The organism is Streptomyces griseoluteus (assembly GCF_004784465.1).
GTDB lineage: Bacteria > Actinomycetota > Actinomycetes > Streptomycetales > Streptomycetaceae > Streptomyces > Streptomyces griseoluteus.
The window spans coordinates 81,011-105,359 of sequence record NZ_SRRU01000013.1; the positions used below are offsets into that span (position 1 = coordinate 81,011).

Here is a 24,349-nt window from a genome sequence, read left to right on the forward strand (position 1 = left end):
CCGCTTCAGGTCAGGGCGTGTCCGCCAGAGCCTGCGCATCCGCCTCGGGCTTCTTCGACGCGGCGGACGCCGTCTGGGCCGGGCCGCCGCCACGGCTGAGGTGTACACCGATCGCTGACGTCACCAGGCTCAGTACGGCGGCCGCGCCCCAGGCGATCCGGAAGTCGTGCGATGAGGCCACACCGACGTGGGAACCACCGAGCACCGTGACCAGGACCGCGACGCCGACCGTGGCCGAGATCTGGCGGACAGAGTTGACCAGCGCCGACCCGGTCGCCGCACGGTGCCCCGGCAGGGCGTGCACACCGGCGGCCACCAGAGTGCCCAGGGCCAGACCGATGCCCGTACCGGTCAACAGCTGACTGGGCAGCAGGTCACCCACATAATCCGGCGTGACGGACGCGAAGCAGACGCGCCAGACCATGCCGCCGGTGAACAGCAACCCGCCAACGGCGACCAGCGGACCGTGCCCGAAGCGCTGCGCGGCGCGGGCGGTCAGAAGGGTGACGACCGGCACGAGTGCGGGACCGGGGACCAGGGCGACACCGGTGCGCAGAGCGCTCCAGTGCCAGACTTCCTGGCACCACAGCACGTTCGAGAGCAGCATGATCGCGAAGGCGGTGCCGAACACGAGGCTGCCCGCGTTCGCCGCTCCGAAGCGCGGCAGCCGCAGCAGGTCCAGCTCGAACAGCGGGCGGGGGTGCCGCAGGGACCTGACGACGAACGCGGTGCCGCTGATCACGGCAACGGCCAGGAGCAGCACTGTCCTGCCGCTCGTCCAGCCCCAGTCGGGAGCCTGCACCAGCGCCCCGGACAGTGCCGCGACCGACGAGATGAGCAGCGGGGCGCCGAGGAGGTCGGGCAGCGGCCCGGCCTCCCGGGTGGCCGGCTTCGGCAGCACCGCCCGGCCGGCGAGGAGCGCCGCGACGCCGATGGGCACATTGACGGTGAAGATCCACCTCCAGTCGACCTCGACCAGGAGGCCGCCGGCGACGGGCCCGGCGGCCGCGGCGAGGCCGCCCACCGCAGCCCAGCTCCGGGTGGCGTGGGTACGGCGCTCGGCCGGCACCGTCGCCAGCAGCAGGGCCAGGGAGGTCGGGATCTGGGCGGCCGCCCCGGCGGCCTGCACCACCCGGGCCGCGACGAGGGTCTCCAGGTTCGGGGCCAGGGCACAGCCCAGCGACGCGAGGGCGAAGACGGCGATTCCGGTGAGGAACACCGGCCGCTGACCCATGCGGTCACCCGCACGCCCGGCCACCACCAGCAGCGCGGCGAAGGTGATCGCGTACGCGTTGAGGACCCAGGACAGCGAACCGAGGGTCGCGCCCCCGACGCCCCCGGAGAAGCTCGCTCCCACGGCCGGAAGCGCGACGTTGACGATCCACAGATCCAGGTTGGTCATGAAGACGGCCACCAGGACGACCGCGGTGGCCGCTCGAGGGTGATTTGATTTTCCAAGCGTCATGGGCATGGTGCAAGCCAAGCACGGGGTGGTTTGGAAATCAAACCCTGCCGGGGTGATACTGGAGCCGTGACCACGCGCATCGATCCCCAGGACATGGCCGGACGTCCCTGCTCGCTCGCCGCCGCCCTGCAGGTCGTCGGCGACCGATGGGCCCTGCCGGCGATCCGTGAGGTCATGCTCGGCAACCACCGGTTCCGGCAGATCGCCAGGAACACCGGCGCCCCCACGGACCGCCTGGCGGCGCGCCTGAAGGCGCTGGTGGAGAGCGGTGTCCTGGAACGGCGCCCGCTGCCGGACGACACGCGCCACAGCGGCTACTACCTGACGGAGGCGGGGCGCGACCTGGCGGGCATCACCCGCGAACTCATCGGCTGGGGCGACCGCTGGGCCGTCACCACGCCGCCCGTCCGGCTCCTTCACCAGGACCACGAACTGGTCACCCGCGCCGTCTGCGGGACCTGTGGCGAGCCGGTCCACGCCGAGGACGTCCACCGGGAGGAAATGATCCCCGGCTGGGACCGCTCCGGTCCGGTGCAAGCCCCCTAGACGATGGCGCGCCAGGGAGCAGTGCAGATCTCATGCCGTAGCTGAAGGAGATGTGATGCAGGTAGCCGTGGTCACCTTCGACGGGTTCAACGAACTCGACAGCTTCATCGCATCCGCGTTGATCAACCGGTGCCGTAAGGACGGCTTGGAAGCGTTCATCACGACGCCGGCACCGGTGGTCACGTCGATGAACGGTGTCGAGGTGACAGGGCAGCGCCCGATGGAGTTCGTGACCGAAGCCGAGGTCGTGCTGATCGGTAGTGGTGTGAAGACACGAGATGCGGTCGCCGACGACCGGCTGATCTCCCGGCTGCCGCTCGACCCTTCTCGACAGCTCATCGGTGCGCAGTGCTCCGGCGCGCTGGTGCTCGCCCGGCTGGGGTTGCTGGACGGCATGCCGGCTTGCACCGACACGAAGAGCCGGGCCTTTGTCGAAGCCTGCGACGTGACCGTGCTGGACGCGCCGTTCCACGCTGAGGGGAACATCGCCACGGCAGGGGGCTGCCTGGCGTCCCAGTACCTCGCCACCTGGGTGATCACCCGCATGCTCGGGGAGGACGCCGCGCGCGACGTCATCGGCTACGTGGCTCCGGTCGGCGAGAACCAGGCGACCGTCGAGCGCGCCATGCGCGCCGTCCACACGGGCGAGGTCGCACTGCGCTGACGCCCGGCGGTCACTCTCGGCGCGGGAGTTGGGCGTACGAGAGGGAGAGCTGCATCAAACACACGTGTTTCGGCCGCAGCGGAGTCCGCACCGACCGCCGTTCCGGGAGCCCCGGAAACGCGTCGTGGACCCCACCGCGCCGGGGCTCCGCACGGCCCTGGCCGAATCGCCACGGCCGATACGGGTGTGACGGATGAGGTCCGCTCAGTCCCTGAGGCGGTCGCGGTCGCCCATCACCACCATCGGGTGGTCGGCGGGGTCGAGGGTGCCCAGGAGGGTCTTGATGCCGGCCTCCGGGACGGTCACACAGGCCGACGTGCCGTCACCGTGGTCCAGATGCAGCCAGATGCCGCCGCCCTTCTCCACGCCCTCGGGCCGGCTCCAGTCGTAGGGCGGAGTGCCCTTGAGCCGGTTGTAGTCGATGGCGATGACGTGGTCGAAGTCGTGCGCATGCGCCTCGTCGTCCGGGTCCACCACCGATGCCGCGTACGCGTGGTCGTCGTACCAGTACGGCAGTTTGGTGCCGGGGCTGCGCAGGGTGCCTCCGGCGTCGGTGAGCGAGAAGACGCCCACGGGGCTGCGCTCGTCGTCGAGCCGGTGGTCCGTCGTCCAGCCCCGGCGGCCGTTGTGCGAGGGCCAGCTCGCGGACGGCTTCCACTGCACGCCCTGCTTCTCGTACAACACGGCCGTGCCCTCGGCAGAGTCCCGGTCGTCACCGTAGACGACCACCAGTTGCCGGGTGTCGTCCGGGATCTGCCGGCCCATCCGCTCTCCGACACCGGGGACGCCAGGGGCGGTCACCGGGCGGGGGGAGCCGGACACGGCCGGGTTGCCGTTGCCCGCCACGCCGCCGGAGCGAGGCGTGGTTCCCGGATCCCCGCAGGCCGCGGCCAGCGCCAGCAGGACACAGCAGAGGGCCGCCGCGGATATGGCATGCCGGGCACCACCGTGCCGTGAGTACCGGGGACAGGACGGGGTGTCAGTGGAGTTCCGCATGATCAGAATCCTGGGACGGGACGACCGGGGCGCGCATCCCGGACCGGCATCCGGGCTAAGCGCTACCGTGGCTCCCCATGACAGTCACCGGCACGGACATCACGGCGGACCTGATCCGGTATCTGCTGCGCGAGCAGCACCCCGACCTGGCGGAACGCCCCCTGAAACTCGGCGCGCTCGGCTGGGACAACCAGGTGTGGCGGCTCGGCGACGACCTCGCCGTCCGCCTGCCCTGGGCCACCGAGTCGGCGGACGCGCTGCTGCGCAAGGAGCACGCCTGGCTGCCGCTCCTCGCCGAGGGCCTGCCCCTGCCGATCCCCGTACCGCAGCGCCTCGGTGAACCCTCCGACCGTTTCCCGAGACCCTGGCTCGTCACCACCTGGGTACCCGGCGAGCCCGCCGACCGCGCCCCCGCGACCCGCCCCGACGAAGCGGCCGACACCCTCGCCGCCTTCCTGACCGCCTTTCACCGCCCCGCCCCCGAGCAGGCGCCGGTGGGCCGGGACCGAGGGGGCCGGCTGGCCGACTTCGCCGAATCCTTCACCGGCTCGCTCGCCCGGGCCACCGAACTGGGCCTCGTCCAGAACCCCGGCACCGTCCGCGCCGTCTGGGAGGACGCGGCCGCCGCACCCGGCTGGACCGGCCCCCGCCTCTGGCTCCACGGCGACCTGCACCCCGCCAACATCCTCACCCTCGACGGCACCTTCTCCGGTGTCATCGACTTCGGTGACCTCTTCGCCGGCGACCCCGCCTTCGACCTCGCCTCCGCCTGGATTCTCCTCCCCGACGGCGCCGTCGACCGCTTCCACGCCGCCTATCTCCCGGCCCCGGACCCCGCCACCCTCCGCCGCGCCCGCGGCTGGGCCATCCTCCGCGCCTTGGCGGGCCTCCACATCGGCCACGCCGGCGACGAGGGCCGCCCCGGCGGCAAACCGACCTGGGGCCCACCGGGCCGGGCGTCCCTGCGGCGGCTCACGGAGTCGGTCCGGTCCTGACGCGGGCGCCTGCCGCGGCCGGGACTCGTGTCCTCAGGTGGGGCAGACTGCCGACAATGGACGACTATCCCTCGGTGCGCCAGCACCCCGCTCCCGACGTGTACGGACGCCTGCGTGTGCAGTCCGCCGATCTGGCGCCCGCCCGCTGGCTCGCCGAGCGTTTCCTCGGGGACGACCACTCCTGCACGGTGGCCGGTGTCGTCGCGCCGGGGTTCGATGCCTACGTCAGGGTTCTGCATCCGGCGTCGCTGGGGGAGCGGCGGGTGCGGTGGCGGGACGTGGCGGAGGCCTATGGGCGGGCGGTGGCCGCGAACCCCGGCTGGCACGAGGTGGCTGGGATGGAGCGGGACTGTCAGAACGCGTCCGAGTACGGCCTGCCCGGTGTCTGGGACGAGCATCCGGCGGAGGGGCCGACGCCGCCCGCTGTCGCCGAGGCGCTGATCCCCGTACTCGCCAGGCACACCCGTACCGCAGACCAGTGCTGGTTCGGGCTGTGGGAGGGATATGGGCGGTGGGACTTCTCCCGTTTCCCGGCCTTCGAGACCCCGTACCGGGCCGAGGTGCTCCTCGCGGGTCCCCTTCCGGACGCCGTGTCGCCGGTGGCGTGGGAGGAGTTCGCCGAGTTGCCCGACCTGTGGTGGCCGCAGGACCGTGCCTGGTGCGTGGGCGGGGACGTGGACCTGGTCAGCACCTATGTGGGTGGCAGCCAGGCGCTGATCGGGGAGTTGCCGGCCGACGGCGAGCTGGAGACGCACCGCGTGGCGCCGGGCGACCCCGTGTACTGAAGGGGCCGGTGCCGCGACCGGCACCGGCCCGGACGGCTCACACGTGCGGTCGGCGCCCGTGCTCCTGGCGGGGGAAGGTCTGGTCCGCGCCCGGCAGCGTCGGCTTCGGCAGCGTGGCCACCTCCTCCTTCGCCTTCTCGAGCTGCTCCGCCGTGTCGTCCGGCAGGCGCGGCGGGCGCGGGCGGCCGGAGCGGAAGCGGAAGGCGCTGGTGAGGTCGCCGAAGGTGGAACGGCGCCAGTCGCTGATGTTGGGCTCCTCCACCCCGGTGAAGTGCTCCAGGAACCGCAGCGCCGAGGTGTGGTCGAAAGCTTCCGTGGCGACCCAACCGCCCACGGTCCACGGCGAGATCACGATCGCCGGCACCCGGAAGCCACCCCCGATGGGCAGCCCCTGCACGAACTCGTCCGGCGTTCCCGCGGGCGGCACCGGCGGCGGCACATGGTCGAACAGGCCGTCGTTCTCGTCGTAGTTCAGGATGAACGCGGTCTTGCGCCACACCTTCGGGTTGGACGCGATCGCCTCGATCTTCGAGGCCACGAAGTCCGCGCCGGCCGCCGGGAGATAGTCCGGATGCTCCGACTGGTAGCTGGTCGGCATGATCCAGGACACCGCCGGGAGCCGGTCGTTGCGGGCGTCGTCCTCGAAGGTGCCCTCGGGCTGCGGGCGCACCCCGCGCTCGTACAGCTCGGAGCCGGGCGCGGCGTTCTTGAACGCGGCGAACTGCTCCAGCATGTTGCAGCCGTAGTCGTCGTCCTGCTGGTACACCTTCCAGCTCACCCCGGCCGCCTGGAGCCGCTCGGCGTAAGTGGTCCACTGGTACGGCTTGGGCGCCGAGTTCTTGATGACCGGGCCGCCCTTCGTGCCGCCGGGGTCGATCGAACCGGTCATCCACATCAGCCGGTTGGGCCAGGTCGGTCCGAACACCGAGCAGAAGTAGTTGTCGCAGATGGTGAAGGTCTCGGCGAGCGCGAACTGGAACGGGATGTCCTCGCGCGTGTAATAGCCCATCACGTAGGGGCCGTTGACGCCGTCGGCGGCGCGGTGGGCGGGCAGCCACTGGTCCATCCTCCCGTTGTTCCACGCCCGGTGTTGCACGGACCAGGCATGGCTGGTGGAGGGGATGGCCTGGGCGCTGGAGGAGTGGGTGTCGAGGTGGAAGGGCAGCAGGTAGCCCTTGGGATTCACCGCGTCGGGCTGGTAGAACACGCTGCGCCCGTTGTCCAGCTTGAGGGCATGGGGGTCGGCGAAGCCCCGGACCCCGGAGAGGGTGCCGAAGTAGTGGTCGAACGACCGGTTCTCCTGCATCAGCAGGACCACATGCTCGATGTCGCGCAGCGAACCGCCCTTGGGCGGCCCGGCAGCGACGGCCTTCTGGACGCTCGGCGGCAGCAGGGACAGAGCCGCGGCGCCACCCAGCGCGCCCGCGGCCGACCCCAGGACTCTACGGCGGGTCAACTCGGCCATGGTCGTCCCTTCTTGAGCGCGGTGGGCGCTCCGGCGGAGTGCAGGTCCGCCCGGCCGGGAAGCCGGGCCGCCGATCACTCTCCGCCCTCATGGCGGGACGCGTCAGGGGAGAGCGGTGAACATGTGGCCAACGCGCGGGAACGGCTTGACCAGGCCATGACCCTCAATGCCTGTACGTCGCAGGCAAGTTGCCACGTGTTCAGAGAAGGCGGCCCGTAAAGGGGAAGGGCTCCCACCGCCGAAGCGCGGTGAGAGCCCCACGGACTTGTCGCCTACAACTCCTTGATCCGGACGTCGCGGTACGAGATCACGTCCGACGTGCTGTGCACCTGGAGCCCGATGTACCCGGTCGCATAGCGCCGGCCGTCGGTGCCGGGGTCACCCTCGCGGGGCGGGGTGAAGACCTGGCCGCCGACATTGTCGAACTCGTTGATGACGACACCGTTGCGCAGGATCGTGAAGTGCTGGCCCTCCGCGCGGACCTCGTAGTCGTTCCAGGTGCCCTTGGGGGTGACTCCGGCGCCGCCCAGACCCACCCGGTCGAAGCCGTAGACCGAACCCGTCTTGTACATGTCGCCGGTCGGGCTGTCCAGGATCTGGATCTCGTGCCCGTAATTGATGGCGACCCACTCGGGCCGGGACTCCTCGGGGTGGTTGTGGACGTCGGGGAACCGGATGAACACCCCGCCGTTGGCGTTGCCCGTGCCGGGAGCGTCGTCGCGGAAGCGGAGCTTGAGCGAGAAGTCGCCGTACTTGCGTTCCGGGAACCACAGCATGCCCATGCCCGGCACGGTCGTGCTGCTCGTGATGGCGCCGTCGCCGGTCAGGGCGAACTGCCCGCCGCCGACCTGCTCCCATCTGGACAGGGACGCCTGCGTGCCGTCGAACAGATCGCGATAACCCTCCGTCTGGCCGGGCTTGCCGATCTTCGACTGCTTGGCCGCCTTGGTGATCTCGTTGAACTCGCGTTGGTCGATCAGACCGTCCGCAAGGAGCCCGTCGAGCACGCCGTCGACGTGCTTGAGGAACAGCGCCTGCGACGACCAGTCCTTCTCGTCCTCGATCAGCTCGTTGATCGTGCACCGGCTGCGCGTCAGCCGGTTCGGCACGCCCGTGTCCACGGTGCCGACGATGACCGTCAGCCGCTCGTCGTACTCGGGACAGGCCGGCGCCGGGACGCCCCCGCCCTGCGCGACGGTGAAGGTGACGTTCTTGGCGGCGGAGGTGTTCCCCGCCTTGTCCGTCGCCCGGTACGCCACCGTGTGGAAGCCGAGCCGGTCCACGACCACGGGTGCCGAATACGCCAGATACGGGCCTCCGTCGAGGGAGTACTCGACCCGGGCCACCCCGGACGCGGAGTCGGAGGCGTTGACCGTCACCCTGGCACTTGTGACGTAGGCCCCGTTGGAGTTGCGGGTGCCGCTCAGGGTCGCCGAGGTCTCCGGCGCGGTCGTGTCCTCGGCGGGCGGGGCCACGACCGTGAAGGCCACGGACTTCTCGGCGGACGCGTTCCCCGCCTTGTCGGTCGCCCGGTAGCGCACGGTGTGCGAGCCGACCGCGTGCACCATCACCGGCGCGGTGTACGGCTGCCAGGCGCCGTCCGTCCCGAGCGCGTACTCGATGGTGTTGACGCCCGACCCGGTGTCCGAGGCGGTCACGGTCACCGTGGCCATGGTCAGGTAGTTGCCGTCGGCGTCCTTCTCGCCGCTCACCGTCGCGGAGGTCTCCGGCGCGGTCGTGTCGTCCGTCGGCGGGGCGACCACGCTGAAGGTCACGGACTTCTCGGCGGACACGTTGCCCGCCTGGTCGGTGGCGCGGTAGCGCACGGTGTGCGAGCCGACCTGGTCGACGACCACCGGCGCGGTGTACGCCTGCCACGGTCCGTCGGCGCCGACCGCGTACTCGACCGACTTCACGCCGGACGCGTCGTCCGACGCGGACACCGTGACCTTGGCCGAGCCGACATAGGCGCCGTCGGCGTTCTGCTGCCCCTCGACCTTCGCCGAGGCCGTCGGCGCCGTGGTGTCCTCGCCGCCGGGCTCGGTCACCGTGAGGATGCCCTGCATCTGGCTGTGGCCGGGGATGCTGCAGAAGTAGCGGTAACGGCCGGGCGTCAGCGTCACGTCGACGGTGTGCTTGCCGCCGCTGTCGTCACCGGGGTTGGCCAGGATGTTCACCGGCACGTCGTGGTTGTACTCGGGGTCCGACACGTCGAACGTCAGCGTGTGCGGCATGCCGATGTCGTTGCCGGTCGCGGTGCTGTTCTCGAAGACGAGGGTCGCCGCGCCGGCCACCGCCGTCGTCGGGAAGCTCGCGTACCGGTCGGTGCGGGAACTCGCCGTCCACGTCAGAACCTGGGCCGCCGCCGCGCGGTCGCCGTCCCGTCCGTACGCGGCCGTCGAGGTGAGCCCCAGCATCAGCAGCAGCGCGCCCAGCAGCGCGGTGTACAGGCGGAGAGGTCGGTGTCTCACTGTGCCGCCTTCCTGGCCAGATCCTTCGCGGCGGGCGTGGCCGCGCCGCCGGTGTACGTCACGCGCCACAGCGCGGACTGGGAGTCGGAGGTGAAGAAGCCGCGGCCGTAGTCGAGGACGTAGAGCGAACCGTCCGGCGCGAACTTCCAGTCCATGAGGTTGCGGATGCCGCCCTGCCCGACCGGGATGATCTTCTTCAGCGACTCCGCCGTGACGGGCAGGCCGCCCTTGCCGACCGTCTTCGGGTCGGTGAGCACCGCGTGGCGCGGGTTGTCCGCGTCGTAGAAGTCACCGACGAACCACTTGCCGTCCCAGTACTCCGGCCACGCCCCGGAGCCGGCCTTCGCCGCGTCGTAGCGGTAGACCGGGCCGTCCATGGTGGCCTGGCCGCCGCCCTTCAGCCACGGCAGGAGATAGGTGGCCTCCTCGTTCTTGTAGCTCGGCACGCCCGCCGCGTTGCGCGGGAAGTCGGGGGCGCCTCCTTGTGGGGAGTACCAGATGGTGTTGCCGGTGACGGGCGGGAGGTTCACCAGGCCGTCGTTGTTCGGCGACTCGTTCTTCGGGGCGTCGCAGTCGTACCAGCCCAGCGGCTTGGTCGGGTCCGGCAGGTTGCGGTCGCGGTAGGGCTGCTTGTTGCCCATGCAGAACGGCCAGCCGTGATTGCCCGCCTTGGTGATCGCGGCGAACGTGTCGTACTTCGCCGGCCCCCAGGTGGTGCTCGGCGCGCCCGCGTCGGGGCCGACCCAGCCCGCGTAGAGGATGTCGGTCTTCTTGTCGACGGAGATCCGCGCCGGGTTCCGTACACCCATCACATAGATCTCGCCGCGGGTCTTCCCGCCGCCCTCGTCCTGCTCCTTGCCGGTGAAGAGGTTGCCCTCGGGCAGGGTGTACGTGCCGTCGGGCTCCGGGTGGATGCGCAGGATCTTGCCGTTGAGGTTGTGGGTGTTGCCCGCGGTGCGGCGGGCGTCGGCGAAGGAGAGGCCCTTGTAGTTGGGCTGCGGGTTGTTGCCGGAGTAACCGTCGCTGAAACCGGAGGAGTTGTTGTCACCGGTGGCGATGTAGAGGTTGCCTTTGGAGTCCCAGGCCATCCCGCCGCCCGCATGGCAGCAACTGTGCACCTGTACCGGCCACTTGAGGAGGACCTTCTCCGAGGCCAGGTCGAGCTTGTTGGTGGCGCGGTCCAGCGTGAAGCGGGAGACGCGGCGTTCGGCCACCTGCTTGTCGCGGTCGAGGCCGGAGTGCGGGGTGTAGTGGAGGTACACCCAGCCGTTGGACTCGAAGCCGGGGTCCAGCTCGATGCCGAGCAACCCCTCCTCGACCTTGGTCAGTTCGTCACCCCCGCCCTTGTTGCCGAAGACGGTGAGGGCGCCCGCGAGCGTGACCTTCTTCGTGGCGGGGTCGTAGACGTGGATCTGGCCGGTGCCCTTGCCGATGTCGGGGTTGTTCCAGTCGGTGACGACCGGCGCCTCGTTGGTGCCGCCGCCCCGGCCGATGTACAGCACCCGTCCGTCGGGCGCCACGACCAGGCCGTGCGGCTCGCCGATCTGGTCCTGCTGACCGGGCTGGTTCGGCTGAGTGACGCGCACCGCCGAGTAGTTGGCGTCGATCGTGGCCTTGCAGTCGGCGCGCGAGAGGCGGGTGGTCCACAGCAGGGCGCCTCGCAGATGGTCGCGGAAGTCGGTCTCCGCGAACGACTCCACCGTGCCGCCCATGCCCGTGTAGAAGGACCGGCCGCCGGAGTAGTCCCGGCACCAGGAGACCGGGTGGTCCACCCCGTTCGCCCCGGTGCCCGGCCGGTAGCTGCTCTCCCGGACCTTGGCGACGGTGTGCACCTTGCCGGTCGGGTTGCTCGCCCAGTTGAACCACTTGTCGGGCCGCTTCCACTCCAGCGGCAGCCCCCTGGTGGCCGGATGACTCCGGTCCGGGATCTCCACGGTGGCCCGCTGTACGGCGGCAGGGCTCGCGCTCGCGGGCCGGGCGCCGATCAGACCGGTGAACCAGTCGGAGTACGGCTCCGTCCGCGCCGCGTCATGGATGCCGAGAAAGCCGCCGCCGGCCTTCAGATACGCTTCGAGACCCGCCTCCTGCTCGGGATCGAGCACGTCCCCGCCACCGGTCAGGAACACCACGGCGTTGAAGGTGCCCAGCCGCTTCTCGTTGGTGAAGACCGAGGCGTCGTCCGTCGCCACGGTCTTGAACCGCTGATCCTCGGGACCGGTCAGACCGATGGACTCGATGGCCTCGATACCGGCGTCGACGGTCGGTGACTCCTCGGCGGCCGAGGCGTGGAAGACGAGCACTTTGACGTGTCTGCCGCCCGGCGGCGAGGGCAGGGCCGACGCCTGCGGCTCCGGGAACGGACTGGCCGTGGCCGCGGTGCCGCCGCTCAGCAGGGATGCAGCCAGGGCTCCGGCCGCCAGGGCCGCCGCCGCTGTCCGCCGGGATCTCGACCGGTGATGTGGTGCGCTCTGCATGGGTCACCCACCCTCCGTGGTCTCAGCAACAGCGCCAGAAGCTAGACGCCTTTCGCCGACCCGCCAATAGCTATGGACGGAATCTCACCAACTTTGTCCTGGGTGTGGATAAACGGGATGCGCGCCTCTACCGTGACCGTCCCCGGGGGCCCGCCCCCGCCCGTCTCCTCACAGCACTCCGCACAGGACTGGAGAGACCGGTATGGCTCTGGACAGAAGGACTTTCGGGCGACGGCTGCTGGCCGGCGGTGTGGTCGCCGCCACCGGTACGGCAACGTTGTCGGTGGCCTCCGCCCCCTCGGCGGCGGAACCCTCCCCGCCCGCCGCCCCGGCAGGCGGCCAGGTGCGCCACCTCAAGCTCTACGCCGAGAAACTGCCGGGCGGACAGCTCGGCTACGGCCTTGAGAAGGGCAGGGCGACCGTACCGGGACCGCTCATCGAGCTGGTCGAGGGCGACACCCTGCACATCGAGTTCGAGAACCTCACCGACACCGACGCGAGCCTCCACGTCCACGGCGTCGACTACGACATCGCCAACGACGGCACCCGGATGACGGGCAGCCATGTCGAGCCCGGCGGCACCCGCACCTACACCTGGCGCACCCACGCCCCCGGCCGGCGCAAGGACGGCACCTGGCAGGCGGGCAGCGCCGGTTACTGGCACTACCACGACCACGTCGTGGGCACCGACCACGGAACCGGCGGCATCCGCAAGGGCCTGTACGGCCCGGTCGTCGTACGCCGGAAGGGCGACCTTCTGCCGGACAAGCAGTTCACGATCGTCTTCAACGACATGACGATCAACAACAGGACGGCGGGGGAGACCCCGGACTTCGAGGCCACGGTGGGCGATCGCGTCGAGATCATCATGATCACGCACGGCGAGTACTACCACACCTTCCACCTGCACGGTCACCGCTGGGCCGACAACCGCACGGGCCTTTTGACCGGCCCCGACGACCCCAGCCGGATCGTCGACAACAAGATCACCGGGCCCGCCGACTCCTTCGGCTTCCAGGTCGTCGCGGGCGAACACGCCGGCGCCGGCGCCTGGATGTACCACTGCCATGTCCAGAGCCACTCCGACATGGGGATGGCCGGACTGTTCCTGGTGGCGAAGCCCGACGGCACCGTACCGGGCCACACGGGACACCACACCGCCGCGCACCACACCCACTGACGCCCCCGGCCTTTGTCCTGTGAGTGGAGAAAGTGAGCACGAATTCCCGCGCTACTTCTTCCCAGCCCCGGCAGCCGCTGCTACGTTCCCCCCGAAAGAACGCGACGGACGGCCGGTACCGAGGCGGGGAGGGACTCGTGAGACGCATGACGGCACGACCCGCCAACGCCCACCAGGCCCGGCTGCTCCGCATGCTGCGCGACGAGGGTCCCAACTCCCGCGCCCAGCTGGGTGACCAGATCGAACTGTCCCGGTCCAAGCTGGCCGTGGAGGTGGACCGGCTCCTGCAGACCGGGCTCATCGTGGCCGACGGACTCGCCGCCTCGCGCGGCGGGCGCCGCTCCCACAATCTGCGGCTCGCCCCGAACCTGCGCTTCCTCGGCATCGACATCGGCGCGACCTCGGTCGACGTCGCCGTCACCAACGCCGAACTCGAAGTGCTGGGCCACCTCAACCAGCCCATGGACGTACGCGAGGGCCCGGTCGCGGTCTTCGAGCACGTCCTCGCCATGGCGGCCAAGCTCCGCTCCTCCGGTCTCGTGGAGGGGTTCGACGGCGCCGGCATCGGCGTACCGGGCCCCGTCCGCTTCCCGGAGGGGGTGCCGGTCGCCCCGCCGATCATGCCGGGCTGGGACGGCTTCCCCGTGCGGGAGGCGCTCAGCCAGGAACTCGGCTGCCCCGTCATGGTCGACAACGACGTGAACCTGATGGCCATGGGGGAGCAGCACGCGGGCGTCGCCCGCACGGCAGCCGACTTCCTCTGCGTCAAGATCGGCACCGGCATCGGCTGCGGCATCGTGGTCGGCGGCGAGGTCTACCGGGGGGCCACGGGCAGCGCGGGCGACATCGGCCACATCCAGGCCGTACCCGACGGCCGCGCCTGCGCCTGCGGCAACCGTGGCTGCCTGGAGGCCCACTTCAGCGGCGCGGCGCTCGCCCGCGACGCCATGGACGCGGCCAGTCAGGGGCTCTCGGCCGAACTCGCCTCCCGCCTGGAGACGCACGGCACTCTCAGCGCCGTCGACATCGCGGCCGCGGCCGCCGCCGGCGACACCGTCTCGCTCGACCTCATCCGGGAGGGCGGCACCCGTACCGGCCAGGTCATCGCGGGCCTGGTCAGCTTCTTCAACCCCTCTCTCGTGGTGATCGGCGGCGGGGTGACCGGCCTCGGCCACACCCTGCTCGCCGCGATCCGCACCCAGGTCTACCGCCAGTCACTGCCGCTCGCGACCGGCAACCTGCCCATCGTCCTCGGTGAGCTGGGCCAGAACGCCGGAGTCATCGGCGGCGCCCGCCTCATCAGCGACCACCTGTTCTCCCCAGCGTGACCACGCCGTCCGGCACCCCGCCGGACGGCCCGCAGGAAACAGCGCCACCGCACCGCTCCGTTCTGCCCCGGTACGCCCCGTCCACCGGCGTACCGCCCTGAAACAGGCCCGCACGCCCGCCGAGGGGAATCCACATGGCACCAGAACCACCCCTGCTCAGCATGACCGGCATCACCAAGGCGTTCCCCGGCGTCCGGGCACTCGACGGTGTCGACCTCGACGTGCAGGAGGGCGAGGTGCACTGCCTGCTCGGCCAGAACGGCGCGGGCAAGTCCACCCTCATCAAGGTCCTCGCGGGCGCCCACCAGCCCGACACCGGAACCATCCACTGGCGCGGCGGCCCCGTCACCCTCCGCTCGCCCATGGCCGCGATGCGCCTGGGCATCGCCACCATCTACCAGGAACTCGACCTGGTGGAGCACCTGTCGGTCGCCGAGAACATCCACCTGGGCCACGAACCCACCAGGGCGGGATTCGTCGTACGGCGGCGCACGGCACGCACCTCGACGGCCGCGCTGCTGCGCCGGCTCGGGCACTCCGAGATCGAACCGGGGCGCCTGGTGGGTCAGTTGTCCGCCGCGCAGCAGCAGATCGTCTCCATGGCACGGGCGCTGTCCCACGACGTGCGGCTCATCGTGATGGACGAACCGTCCGCCGCGCTCGACCCCGACGAGGTCGACAACCTCTTCCGCGTGGTCACCGGACTCACCGCCGAGGGCGTCGCCGTCGTCTACATCTCGCACCGGCTGGACGAGATCCGCCGTATCGGCGACCGCGTGACCGTACTGAAGGACGGCCGGGCGGTGGCCCGCGGACTGCCTGCGAAGACCACGCCGACCCGCGAGGTCGTCACCCTGATGACGGGCCGCGACGTCGAGTACGTCTTTCCCCCGCGCCCGGCCGAACCCCCCACCGGGGAAGCCGCATTGGAGGTGCGGGGCCTCGCCCGCAACGGTGAGTTCGACCCGCTCGACCTCGTGGTGCGGCCGGGCGAGATCGTCGGGATCGCCGGGCTCGTCGGCTCCGGCCGCTCGGAGATCCTGGAGACGGTCTACGGCGCCCGCAAGCCCGACGCCGGCCACGTCCTGGTCGGCGGCCGGCCGGTCCGGCCCGGCAGCGTACGCGCCGCCGTGCGCGCCGGGATAGGGCTGGCCCCGGAGGAACGCAAGGCGCAGGCCCTGCTCATGCTGGAGTCCGTCACCCGCAATGTCTCGGTGTCCACCCTCTCCCGCTTCGCCCGCGCCGGCTGGATCGACCGGCGCGCCGAGCTGGGCGCCGCGCGCGCCGCGACCCGCGAGCTGTCGCTGCGCCCGGACAACCCGGCCGTCCCCGTCCGCACCCTCTCCGGCGGCAACCAGCAGAAGGCCGTCCTCGCCCGCTGGCTGCTGCGCGGCTGCCGGGTGCTGCTGCTCGACGAGCCCACCCGCGGCGTCGACGTCGGCGCCCGCGCCGAGCTGTACGCCGTGGTCCGCCGGCTCGCCGACGAGGGCCTCGCCGTGCTGCTGGTCTCCAGCGAGGTGCCCGAGGTCCTCGGCCTCGCCGACCGTGTCCTGGTGCTCAGAGAAGGCCACGTCGTCCACGAGGCACCCGCCCGCGAACTCGACGAGCACCGCGTACTCGACCTCGTCATGGAAGGAAGCCCGGCGTCATGACGCAGCCCGTCTCCCCGCCCCGGTACGACAGCGGCAAGGCGCCCGCGGCCGCGCGGCCCCCCGCCTGGCGCACGCTCGCGGCCCGTGCCGATGTCCGGACCCTCTCCCTGCTCGGCGTCCTCGCCGTCCTGACCGTGATCGGCGGGGTCACCAAGCCGGACGAGTTCCTCGACACCCGCAACCTCCAGCTCGTCCTCACCCAGGCGTCCGTGATCGGGGTCGTCACCGTCGGCATGACCTTCGTCATCACCTCCGGCGGCATCGACCTGTCGGTCGGCGCGATCGTCGCCCTCGCCTCGGTGTGGGCGACCACGGTGGCGACCCAGGAGTACGGGTTCGCGGGCATCCTCTTCACGGCGCTCGCCGTCGGCGTGGGCTGCGGCCTGGTCAACGGCCTCCTCGTCGCCTACGGCGGCATGGTCCCCTTCATCGCCACCCTGGCCATGCTCGCCTCGGCACGCGGACTCGCCCTCCAGATCACCGACGGACGCACCCAGATCGTCACCGTCGACTCCGTCCTCGGCCTCGGCGAGCGCGACGCCTACGTTCTCGGTATCCCGCCGCTGGTCCTGGTCTTCGCCGTCGTCACCGTCATCGGCTGGCTCGTGCTGAACCGGACCACCTTCGGCCGCCGCACCGTCGCGGTCGGCGGCAACGCGGAGGCGGCCCGCCTGGCCGGCATCGACGTCCGCCGCCAGCGCCTCTACCTCTACCTGCTCTCCGGACTGTGCTGCGGCATCGCGGCCTTCCTGCTGATCATCCTGGCCGGCTCGGGCCAGAACACCAACGGCAACCTCTACGAACTCGACGCCATCGCCGCCGCCATCATCGGCGGCACCCTGCTCAGCGGCGGCCGGGGCACCATCACCGGCTCGGTGCTGGGCGTGCTGATCTTCACCACGATCACCGACATCTTCGCCCTGAACAACCTGCAGAGCGACGTCCAGCAGATCGCCAAGGGCGCGATCATCGTCGCCGCCGTGCTGGTCCAGCGCCGTACCGCGAGCACGACCTGAGGAAAGGGTTCACCGCCATGCGACCGACCGCACCGACACCTCTGACCAGCCGCAGAGGGCTCCTCTTCGGCACCGCCGCCGTCGGCGCCGGGGCCTTCCTCGCCGGGTGCACCAGCAACGACCCGAAGGACGAGAAGACCGCCGCCGAGGACAGGCCCGCCGACGACAAGCCCGGCAAGCACGTCACCATCGGCTTCGCCGGCCCGCAGGCCGACCACGGCTGGCTCAACGCCATCAACGACAACGCCAAGCGGCGCGCCCGCACCTACTCCGACGTCACCCTGGAGATCACCGAGGGCTCCAACGACACCGCCGCCCAGATCGGGCAGATCGAGACCCTCATCAACAAGAAGGTCGACGTCCTCGTCGTCCTGCCCGCCGACGGCAAGGCCCTCACCCAGGTCGGCCTCAAGGCCATGCGGGCCGGCATCCCGGTCGTCAACCTCGACCGCGTCTTCAACACCCCGCAGGCGTACCGCTGCTGGATCGGCGGCGACAACTACGGCATGGGCCTCAACGCCGGGCACTACATCGGCGAGAAGCTCAAGGACACCCCGGACGCCCGGGTCGTGGAGCTGGCCGGCCTGGACAACCTGGAGCTGACCAAGCAGCGCACCAAGGGCTTCGACGACGCTCTGAAGAACTACCCCAACATCCGCAAGGTGGCCCGCCAGGCGGCCGACTTCACCGTGGAGTCCGGCCAGGCCAAGATGGCCCAACTCCTCCAAGCACAGCGCAAGTTCGACGCCCTGTGGAACCACGACGACGACCAGGGCGTGGGCGCGCTGCGTGCCGTGGAGCAGGCGGGCCGGGACGGCTTCCTCATGGTCGGCGGCGCCGGCGCGCTCTCCGCGTTCCAGGCCATCAAGCGCGACGACGGCGTACTGAAGGCGACCGTCCTCTACCCGCCCACCATGTCCGCCTCCGCCATCGACCTCGCCCGCGCCCTCGGCCAGGGCAAGGGCGTGGGCGGCATGGCCGAGTACGAGATCCCGGCCTCCGTCACGCTCTACTCCGCCGTCGTCGACAAGGACAACGTCGACCGGTACATGCCCACCGGCTTCCGGTGACCGGCCCCCGCCCCACCCGCACGGCACCCCGTACGAGGACGAGGAGAGGACCCACCGCATGGCAGCGCCGCAGAGTTCAGCAGGGGACGGCACCCGGCCCGGCCTTGAGGACAAGCCGCCGTTGCGCATCGGGATGGTCGGCTACGCCTTCATGGGCGCCGCCCACTCCCAGGGCTGGCGCACGGCGGGCCGCGTCTTCGACCTGCCCCGCGAACCGGTCCTGTCCGTGCTGTGCGGCCGGGACGCCGACGCCGTCCGCGCCGCCGCCGAGCGCCACGGGTGGGCGGCCACCGAGACCGACTGGCGTGCGCTGATCGCCCGCGACGACGTCGACCTGGTCGACGTCTGCACCCCCGGCGACAGCCACGCCGAGATCGCCCTCGCCGCGCTCGCGGCCGGCAAGCACGTGCTGTGCGAGAAGCCGCTGGCCAACACCGTCGAGGAGGCGGAGGCCATGGCGGAGGCGGCGGAAGCTGCCTACGCACGGGGGAAGTCGGCCATGGTCGGCTTCAACTACCGCCGGGTGCCCGCCGTCGCCCTCGCCCGCCGGATGATCACCGAGGGGCGGCTCGGCACCCTGCGCCATGTCCGGGTGAGCTATCTCCAGGACTGGCTGGTGGACCCGGAGTCCCCGCTGACCTGGCGACTGCGCAAGGAGGCGGCCGGCTCGGGCGCGCTCGGGGATCTGGGGGCCCATGTCATCGACGTCGCACAGTACTTGGCGGGGGAGAGGCTCGCCGGGGTCTCCGCGCTCACCGAGACCTTCGTACGTCAACGGCCTCTGCCGGAGGGCGGCTCGGGCCCGGTCACGGTGGACGACGCCGCCTTGTTCACGGGCCGGTTCGCCTCCGGCGCGCTGGCCTCCTTCGAGGCGACCCGGTACGCCACGGGCCGCAAGAACGCTCTGCGGATCGAGCTGAACGGAGAACGGGGTTCCCTCGCCTTCGACTTGGAGCGGCTCAACGAGCTGTCCTTCCACGACGGCACCGAACCCGGTGCGCACGCGGGGTTCCGCCGCATCCTGGTGACCGAGCCCGACCATCCCTATCTGGACGCCTGGTGGCCGCCCGGCCACGGCCTCGGCTACGAGCACACCTTCGTCCACCAGGCCCGCGACCTCGTCCACGCCATCGCCGAGGGCCGCAGGCCGGTTCCCTCGTTCGCCGACGGCCTGGAGGTCCAGCGGGTGCTCGCCGCCGTGGAGGAGAGCGCCGCGAAGAACTCCGTCTACACCCCGATCGTGTTCTGAATCCGTGTTCCGAGGAGGGCCGGCCATGCCGCGTACGTTCACCCTGTTCACCGGCCAGTGGGCCGACCTGCCGCTGGAGGAGGTCTGCCGCCTCGCCCGCGACTTCGGCTACGACGGGCTCGAACTCGCCTGCTGGGGAGACCACTTCGAGGTCGACAAGGCGCTCACGGACCCGTCCTATCTCGCCTCGCGCCATCAGCTCCTCGACAAGTACGGACTGAGATGCTGGGCCATCTCCAACCATCTGGTCGGCCAGGCCGTATGCGACGCCATCATCGACGAACGCCACCAGGCGATCCTGCCCGCCCGGATCTGGGGCGACGGAGACGCCGAGGGCGTACGGCAGCGGGCGGCGGCCGAGATCGCGGACACCGCCCGGGCGGCCGCCGCCTTCGGCGTGGACACCGTGGTCGGCTTCACCGGCTCCGCCATCTGGCACCTCGTCGCCATGTTCCCGCCCGCCCCCGAGACGATGATCGAGCGGGGCTACCAGGACTTCGCCGAGCGCTGGAACCCGATCCTGGACGTCTTCGACGCCGAGGGCGTGCGGTTCGCCCACGAGGTCCACCCCAGTGAGATCGCCTACGACTACTGGACGACCCATCGGGCCCTGGAGGCGGTCGGACACCGGCCCGCCTTCGGGCTCAACTTCGACCCCTCCCACTTCGTGTGGCAGGACCTGGACCCGGTCGGCTTCCTGTGGGACTTCCGGGACCGGATCTACCACGTGGACTGCAAGGAGGCCCGCAAGCGTCTGGACGGCCGCAACGGCCGGCTCGGCTCCCACCTCCCCTGGGGCGACCCGCGCCGGGGCTGGGACTTCGTCTCGGCCGGACACGGTGACGTCCCCTGGGAGGACGTGTTCCGGATGCTGGCCTCCATCGGCTACCAGGGTCCCGTCTCCGTCGAGTGGGAGGACGCCGGCATGGACCGGCTCCAGGGCGCCCCCGAAGCCCTGACCCGCCTCAAGGCGTACGACTTCGACCCGCCGTCGGCCTCGTTCGACGCGGCGTTCGGCCACTGACGCTCCCCATCGGTCCCTGACGCTCCCCACTGGTCCCTGACTCTCCCCACCGGGATGACGGCGCATCCCGGCGCACCCCCACCCGCCCGTACAACCCGCTTCTTCTGGAGGCATCCGTGCACGGGAACGACCGCCCCACCGGTACTCCAAGCCGCCGGCCACGCCTGCGCACCGCTCTCGCCCTCGCCTGCGGTGCGCTCCTCATCGGCGCCACCCCCGCCCTCACCGCCCCCGGCGCTGCCGCCGCCGACCGGAACGGTGCCGCCGCCGAGGACTTCCAGCAGGTCACCCTCGCCCGCGGCGAGGCGGAGGTAGGCGAGCCCATGAGCCTCGCCGTCCTGCCCGACCGCTCCGTCCTGCACACCTCCCGCGACGGCGAACTCCGCCTCACCGACGCCACCGGCACGACCCGCACCGCGGGCAAGCTCGCCGTCTACTCCCACGACGAGGAGGGCCTCCAAGGCGTCGGCGTCGACCCGCACTTCACCGACAACCGGTTCGTCTACCTCTACTACGCGCCCCCGATGGACACCCCGCCCGGCGACGCCCCCGAGACCGGCACCGCCGCCGACTTCGCCCCCTTCGACGGCGTCAACCGGCTCTCCCGCTTCGTGCTGAAGACCGACGGCACCCTGGACGCCGCGAGCGAGAAGAAGATCCTGGAGGTGCCGACCTCGCGCGGCATCTGCTGCCACGTCGGCGGCGACATCGACTTCGACAAGGACGGCAACCTCTACCTGTCGACCGGCGACGACTCCAACCCCTTCCAGTCCGACGGCTTCACCCCCATCGACGAACGCGCCGACCGCAACCCGGCCTTCGACGCCCAGCGCACCGCCGGCAACACCAACGACCTGCGCGGCAAGATCCTGCGCATCAAGGTGCAGGACGACGGCTCCTACACCGTCCCCGACGGCAACCTCTTCGCACCCGGCACCGCGAAGACCCGCCCCGAGATCTACGCCATGGGCTTCCGCAACCCGTTCCGCTTCAGCGTCGACAAGGAGACCGGCGTCCTCTACGTCGGCGACTACGGCCCCGACGCCGGTGCCGCCGATCCCGCCCGAGGCCCCGGCGGCCAGGTCGAATTCGCCCGCGTCACCGGCCCCGGCAACTTCGGCTGGCCCTACTGCACCGGCAAGAACGACGCCTACGTGGACTACGACTTCGCCACGAAGACCTCCGGCGCGGCCTTCGACTGCGCCGCCCCCAAGAACGACTCCCCGCACAACACCGGCCTCACCGACCTGCCCCCGGCCCAGGCGGCCTGGCTGCCCTACGACGGCGCGTCCGTACCGGAGTTCGGCGACGGTTCCGAGTCCCCGATGGGTGGCCCCGTCTACCACTACGACCCCGCCCTCGACTCGCCCGTGAAGTTCCCCGAGGCGTACGACGGCGACTTCTTCGCCGGTGAGTTCGGCCGCCGCTGGATCAAGCGCATCGAGACCGGCGCGGACGGCGCCGTGCAGTCGATCAACGCCTTCCCCTGGACCGGCACCCAGGTGATGGACATGGCCTTCGGCCCCGACGGCGCCCTGTACGTCCTGGACTACGGCACGGCCTGGTTCGGCGGCGACGACAACTCCGCCCTGTACCGCATCGAGAACGCCACCGACGGACACTCGCCCGTGGCCAGGGCCGCCGCCGACAAGACCTCCGGGCAGGCCGCGCTGAAGGTCCGCTTCTCCTCGGCCGGCACCACCGACCAGGACGGCGACACCCTCACCCATCACTGGGACTTCGGTGACGGCACCAGCTCCACCGCCGCCAACCCCACCCACACCTACCGGCAGAACGGCACCTACACCGCCACCCTGACCGCCAAGGACCCCTCCGGCCGCACCGGCAGCGCCGCCGTACGCGTCGTCGTCGGCAACACCGCGCCCACCGTGACCCTCCAGCTCCCGCAGGACGGACAGCTGTTCAGCTTCGGTGACGCGGTCCCCTTCACGGTCAAGGTCACCGACCCCGAGGACGGTCAGAACATCGACTGCTCCAAGGTCACCGTCCACTTCATCCTCGGCCACGACACCCACGGCCACCCGCTGACCTCCGCCAAGGGCTGCTCCGGCACCATCCAGACCAGTGCCGACGGCGGACACGACGAGAACGAGGACATCTTCGGCGTGTTCGACGCCGAGTACACCGACAACGGAGGCGGCGGCCAGGCCGCGCTCACCTCCCACGACCAGAACGTCACCCAGCCCCGCCACCGCCAGGCCGAGCACTACACCGACTTCTCCGGCGTCACCCTCCAGTCCAAGGACACCGCCCACGGTGGCAAGACCGTCGGCGACATCCACTCCGGCGACTGGATCTCCTTCACCCCCTACGCGCTGGGCAACGCCAGGAAGATCACCGCACGCGTCTCCTCCGGCGGCGCCGGCGGCACCCTGGAGATCCGCGCCGGATCGGCCAAAGGCACCCTGCTCGGCAAGGCCACCGTGCCGGTGACGGGCGGCTGGGAGACCTTCCAGGACGTCAGCGCCGGCCTGTCCCGCGCGCCGAAGGCCACGACCACGCTCTTCCTCGTCTTCAAGGGCGGCACCGGCGCCCTCTTCGACGTGGACGACTTCACCTTCACCACCGGCTGAGCGGAGGGCACCCCATGCGCACCACACGCCTGCTCACCACCACCGCCCTGGGAGCCGCACTGCTGCTCGGCTGCCTCACCGGCCCGGCCGCCGCGAAGCCCACCGAGACCGGACGGGTCCTGGTCTTCTCCAAGACCGCCGGCTTCCGCCACGACTCCATCCCGGACGGCATCGCGGCGGTACAGCAGCTCGGCGAGACGGACGGCCTCACGGTCGACGCCACCGAGGACGCCACCGCCTTCACCACCCGCAACCTGCGCCGCTACGACGCCGTCGTCTTCCTCTCCACCACCGGCGACGTCCTCGACTCCGCCCAGCAGCGGGCCTTCGAGGGCTACATCCGCCATGGCGGCGGCTACGTCGGCGTCCACGCGGCCGCCGACACCGAGTACGACTGGCCGTTCTACGGCGGCCTCGCCGGAGCCTGGTTCGCCTCGCACCCGGCGATCCAGCCCGCCACGGTCGTGGTCGAGGACCACGCCCACCCCTCGACCGCCGCCCTGCCCACCCGGTGGGAACGCACCGACGAGTGGTACAACTACCGCGCCAACCCGCGCGAACGCGCCCACGTCCTGGCCTCGCTGGACGAGTCCTCCTACAGCGGTGGCACCATGAACGGCGACCACCCGATCGCCTGGTGCCAGAGCTACCAGGGCGGCCGCGCCTTCTACACCGGAGGCGGTCACACCCGCGAGTCCTACGCCGACCCCGCCTTCCGCGCTCACCTGCTGGGCGGCCTCCGCTGGGCCGCCGGCACCGCCCAGGCCGACTGCCGCCCGGAGAACGGCTACCGCCGCCTCTTCGACGGCAGCTCGCTGGAGGGCTGGCGGCAGGCGGGACCGGGCTCCTTCACCCTGTCCGCCGGCGGCACGCTCACCTCGTCCGGCGGCATGGGCCTGCTCTGGTACGCCGCCTCGGGCTTCTCGTCGTACTCCCTGAAGCTCGACTGGAAGATCACCGGAGACGGCAACTCGGGCGTCTTCGTCGGCTTCCCGCCCTCCGACGACCCCTGGTCCGCCGTGGACAACGGCTACGAGGTCCAGATCGACGCCACCGACGTCCCGGAGAAGACCACCGGCTCGGTGTACGGCTTCCAGTCCGCCGACCTGGCCGCACGGGACCGCGCGCTGAACCCGCCGGGGGAGTGGAACACCTATGAGATCCGCGTCGAGGGCGAGCGTCTGCGGATCTGGCTCAACGGGGTCCCGGTGAACGACTTCACCAACACCGACCCCGCCCGCAGCCTGCGGGACGGCCACATCGGCATCCAGAACCACGGTGCCGACGACCAGGTGTCGTTCCGCGACGTCCGGATCAAGGAACTGCCGGTGCGGGGGCGCTGAAGCGACGGCGGGCGGGGCACGCCGTAGCCCCG

18 protein-coding genes are annotated in these 24,349 nt (G+C 71.1%); 13 read left to right on the forward strand and 5 right to left on the reverse strand.

What is annotated here, in order from left to right; translation table 11 throughout:
- Positions 1-10 precede the first annotated feature (10 nt).
- Complete coding sequence (locus E5082_RS29050; protein WP_341869180.1) at positions 11-1,471, reverse strand: MFS transporter; 1,461 nt, start codon at positions 1,469-1,471, stop codon at positions 11-13.
- Between the two features lie 60 nt (positions 1,472-1,531).
- On the opposite strand from E5082_RS29050, the gene E5082_RS29055 reads away from it, so the two are divergent.
- Complete coding sequence (locus E5082_RS29055; protein WP_229918998.1) at positions 1,532-2,011, forward strand: winged helix-turn-helix transcriptional regulator; 480 nt, start codon at positions 1,532-1,534, stop codon at positions 2,009-2,011.
- Positions 2,012-2,066: 55 nt separating this feature from the next.
- Complete coding sequence (locus tag E5082_RS29060) at positions 2,067-2,675, forward strand: type 1 glutamine amidotransferase family protein (RefSeq protein ID WP_135794223.1); 609 nt, start codon at positions 2,067-2,069, stop codon at positions 2,673-2,675.
- 204 nt (positions 2,676-2,879) lie between these two features.
- On the opposite strand, the gene E5082_RS29065 is transcribed toward E5082_RS29060, so the two are convergent.
- Positions 2,880-3,671, reverse strand: coding sequence for a hypothetical protein (locus tag E5082_RS29065; RefSeq protein ID WP_135794224.1), 792 nt, complete (start codon positions 3,669-3,671; stop codon positions 2,880-2,882).
- A gap of 77 nt (positions 3,672-3,748) precedes the next feature.
- Between E5082_RS29065 and E5082_RS29070 the strand changes: the two genes are divergently transcribed.
- Together E5082_RS29070 and E5082_RS29075 are read left to right on the forward strand one after the other, a co-directional pair.
- A complete protein-coding gene (locus E5082_RS29070; RefSeq protein ID WP_135794225.1) occupies positions 3,749-4,666 on the forward strand; it encodes an aminoglycoside phosphotransferase family protein in 918 nt (305 codons plus the stop codon).
- Positions 4,667-4,722: 56 nt separating this feature from the next.
- Positions 4,723-5,451, forward strand: coding sequence for a hypothetical protein (locus tag E5082_RS29075; protein ID WP_135794226.1), 729 nt, complete (start codon positions 4,723-4,725; stop codon positions 5,449-5,451).
- Positions 5,452-5,488: 37 nt separating this feature from the next.
- Here E5082_RS29075 and E5082_RS29080 read toward each other — a convergent pair whose 3' ends face one another.
- The 3 genes from E5082_RS29080 to E5082_RS29090 all read right to left on the reverse strand — a co-directional run bounded on the left by E5082_RS29080 (position 5,489) and on the right by E5082_RS29090 (position 11,861).
- Complete coding sequence (locus tag E5082_RS29080; protein WP_135794227.1) at positions 5,489-6,916, reverse strand: alkaline phosphatase family protein; 1,428 nt, start codon at positions 6,914-6,916, stop codon at positions 5,489-5,491.
- Positions 6,917-7,188: 272 nt separating this feature from the next.
- On the reverse strand, positions 7,189-9,333 hold the full coding sequence (locus E5082_RS29085) for an OmpL47-type beta-barrel domain-containing protein (protein WP_229919006.1): 2,145 nt from the start codon (positions 9,331-9,333) through the stop codon (positions 7,189-7,191).
- Positions 9,334-9,383: 50 nt separating this feature from the next.
- Positions 9,384-11,861 carry a ThuA domain-containing protein gene (locus tag E5082_RS29090; protein ID WP_190045413.1) on the reverse strand — a complete coding sequence of 826 codons (2,478 nt, stop codon included), beginning with the start codon at positions 11,859-11,861 and terminating at the stop codon, positions 9,384-9,386.
- Between the two features lie 208 nt (positions 11,862-12,069).
- On the opposite strand from E5082_RS29090, the gene E5082_RS29095 reads away from it, so the two are divergent.
- The 9 genes from E5082_RS29095 to E5082_RS29135 all read left to right on the forward strand — a co-directional run bounded on the left by E5082_RS29095 (position 12,070) and on the right by E5082_RS29135 (position 24,317).
- On the forward strand, positions 12,070-13,041 hold the full coding sequence (locus E5082_RS29095; RefSeq protein WP_135794291.1) for a multicopper oxidase domain-containing protein: 972 nt from the start codon (positions 12,070-12,072) through the stop codon (positions 13,039-13,041).
- A 146-nt stretch (positions 13,042-13,187) separates the two neighbouring features.
- Entirely contained in the window at positions 13,188-14,369 is a 1,182-nt protein-coding gene (locus E5082_RS29100) for an ROK family transcriptional regulator (RefSeq protein WP_135794229.1), read from the forward strand.
- 134 nt (positions 14,370-14,503) lie between these two features.
- Positions 14,504-16,021, forward strand: a complete 1,518-nt coding sequence (locus E5082_RS29105; RefSeq protein ID WP_135794230.1) for a sugar ABC transporter ATP-binding protein — start codon at positions 14,504-14,506, stop codon at positions 16,019-16,021.
- Positions 16,018-17,037, forward strand: coding sequence for an ABC transporter permease (locus E5082_RS29110; RefSeq protein ID WP_135794231.1), 1,020 nt, complete (start codon positions 16,018-16,020; stop codon positions 17,035-17,037). Before E5082_RS29105 ends, E5082_RS29110 begins: the two co-directional genes overlap by 4 nt.
- 17 nt (positions 17,038-17,054) lie before the next feature.
- Complete coding sequence (locus E5082_RS29115; protein WP_135794232.1) at positions 17,055-18,107, forward strand: substrate-binding domain-containing protein; 1,053 nt, start codon at positions 17,055-17,057, stop codon at positions 18,105-18,107.
- Between the two features lie 58 nt (positions 18,108-18,165).
- Positions 18,166-19,356, forward strand: coding sequence for a Gfo/Idh/MocA family protein (locus E5082_RS29120; RefSeq protein WP_135794233.1), 1,191 nt, complete (start codon positions 18,166-18,168; stop codon positions 19,354-19,356).
- A gap of 25 nt (positions 19,357-19,381) precedes the next feature.
- Complete coding sequence (locus E5082_RS29125) at positions 19,382-20,380, forward strand: sugar phosphate isomerase/epimerase family protein (protein ID WP_135794234.1); 999 nt, start codon at positions 19,382-19,384, stop codon at positions 20,378-20,380.
- A gap of 116 nt (positions 20,381-20,496) precedes the next feature.
- Positions 20,497-22,974, forward strand: a complete 2,478-nt coding sequence (locus E5082_RS29130; RefSeq protein WP_135794235.1) for a PQQ-dependent sugar dehydrogenase — start codon at positions 20,497-20,499, stop codon at positions 22,972-22,974.
- A gap of 14 nt (positions 22,975-22,988) precedes the next feature.
- On the forward strand, positions 22,989-24,317 hold the full coding sequence (locus tag E5082_RS29135; RefSeq protein WP_135794236.1) for a ThuA domain-containing protein: 1,329 nt from the start codon (positions 22,989-22,991) through the stop codon (positions 24,315-24,317).
- Positions 24,318-24,349 lie beyond the last annotated feature (32 nt).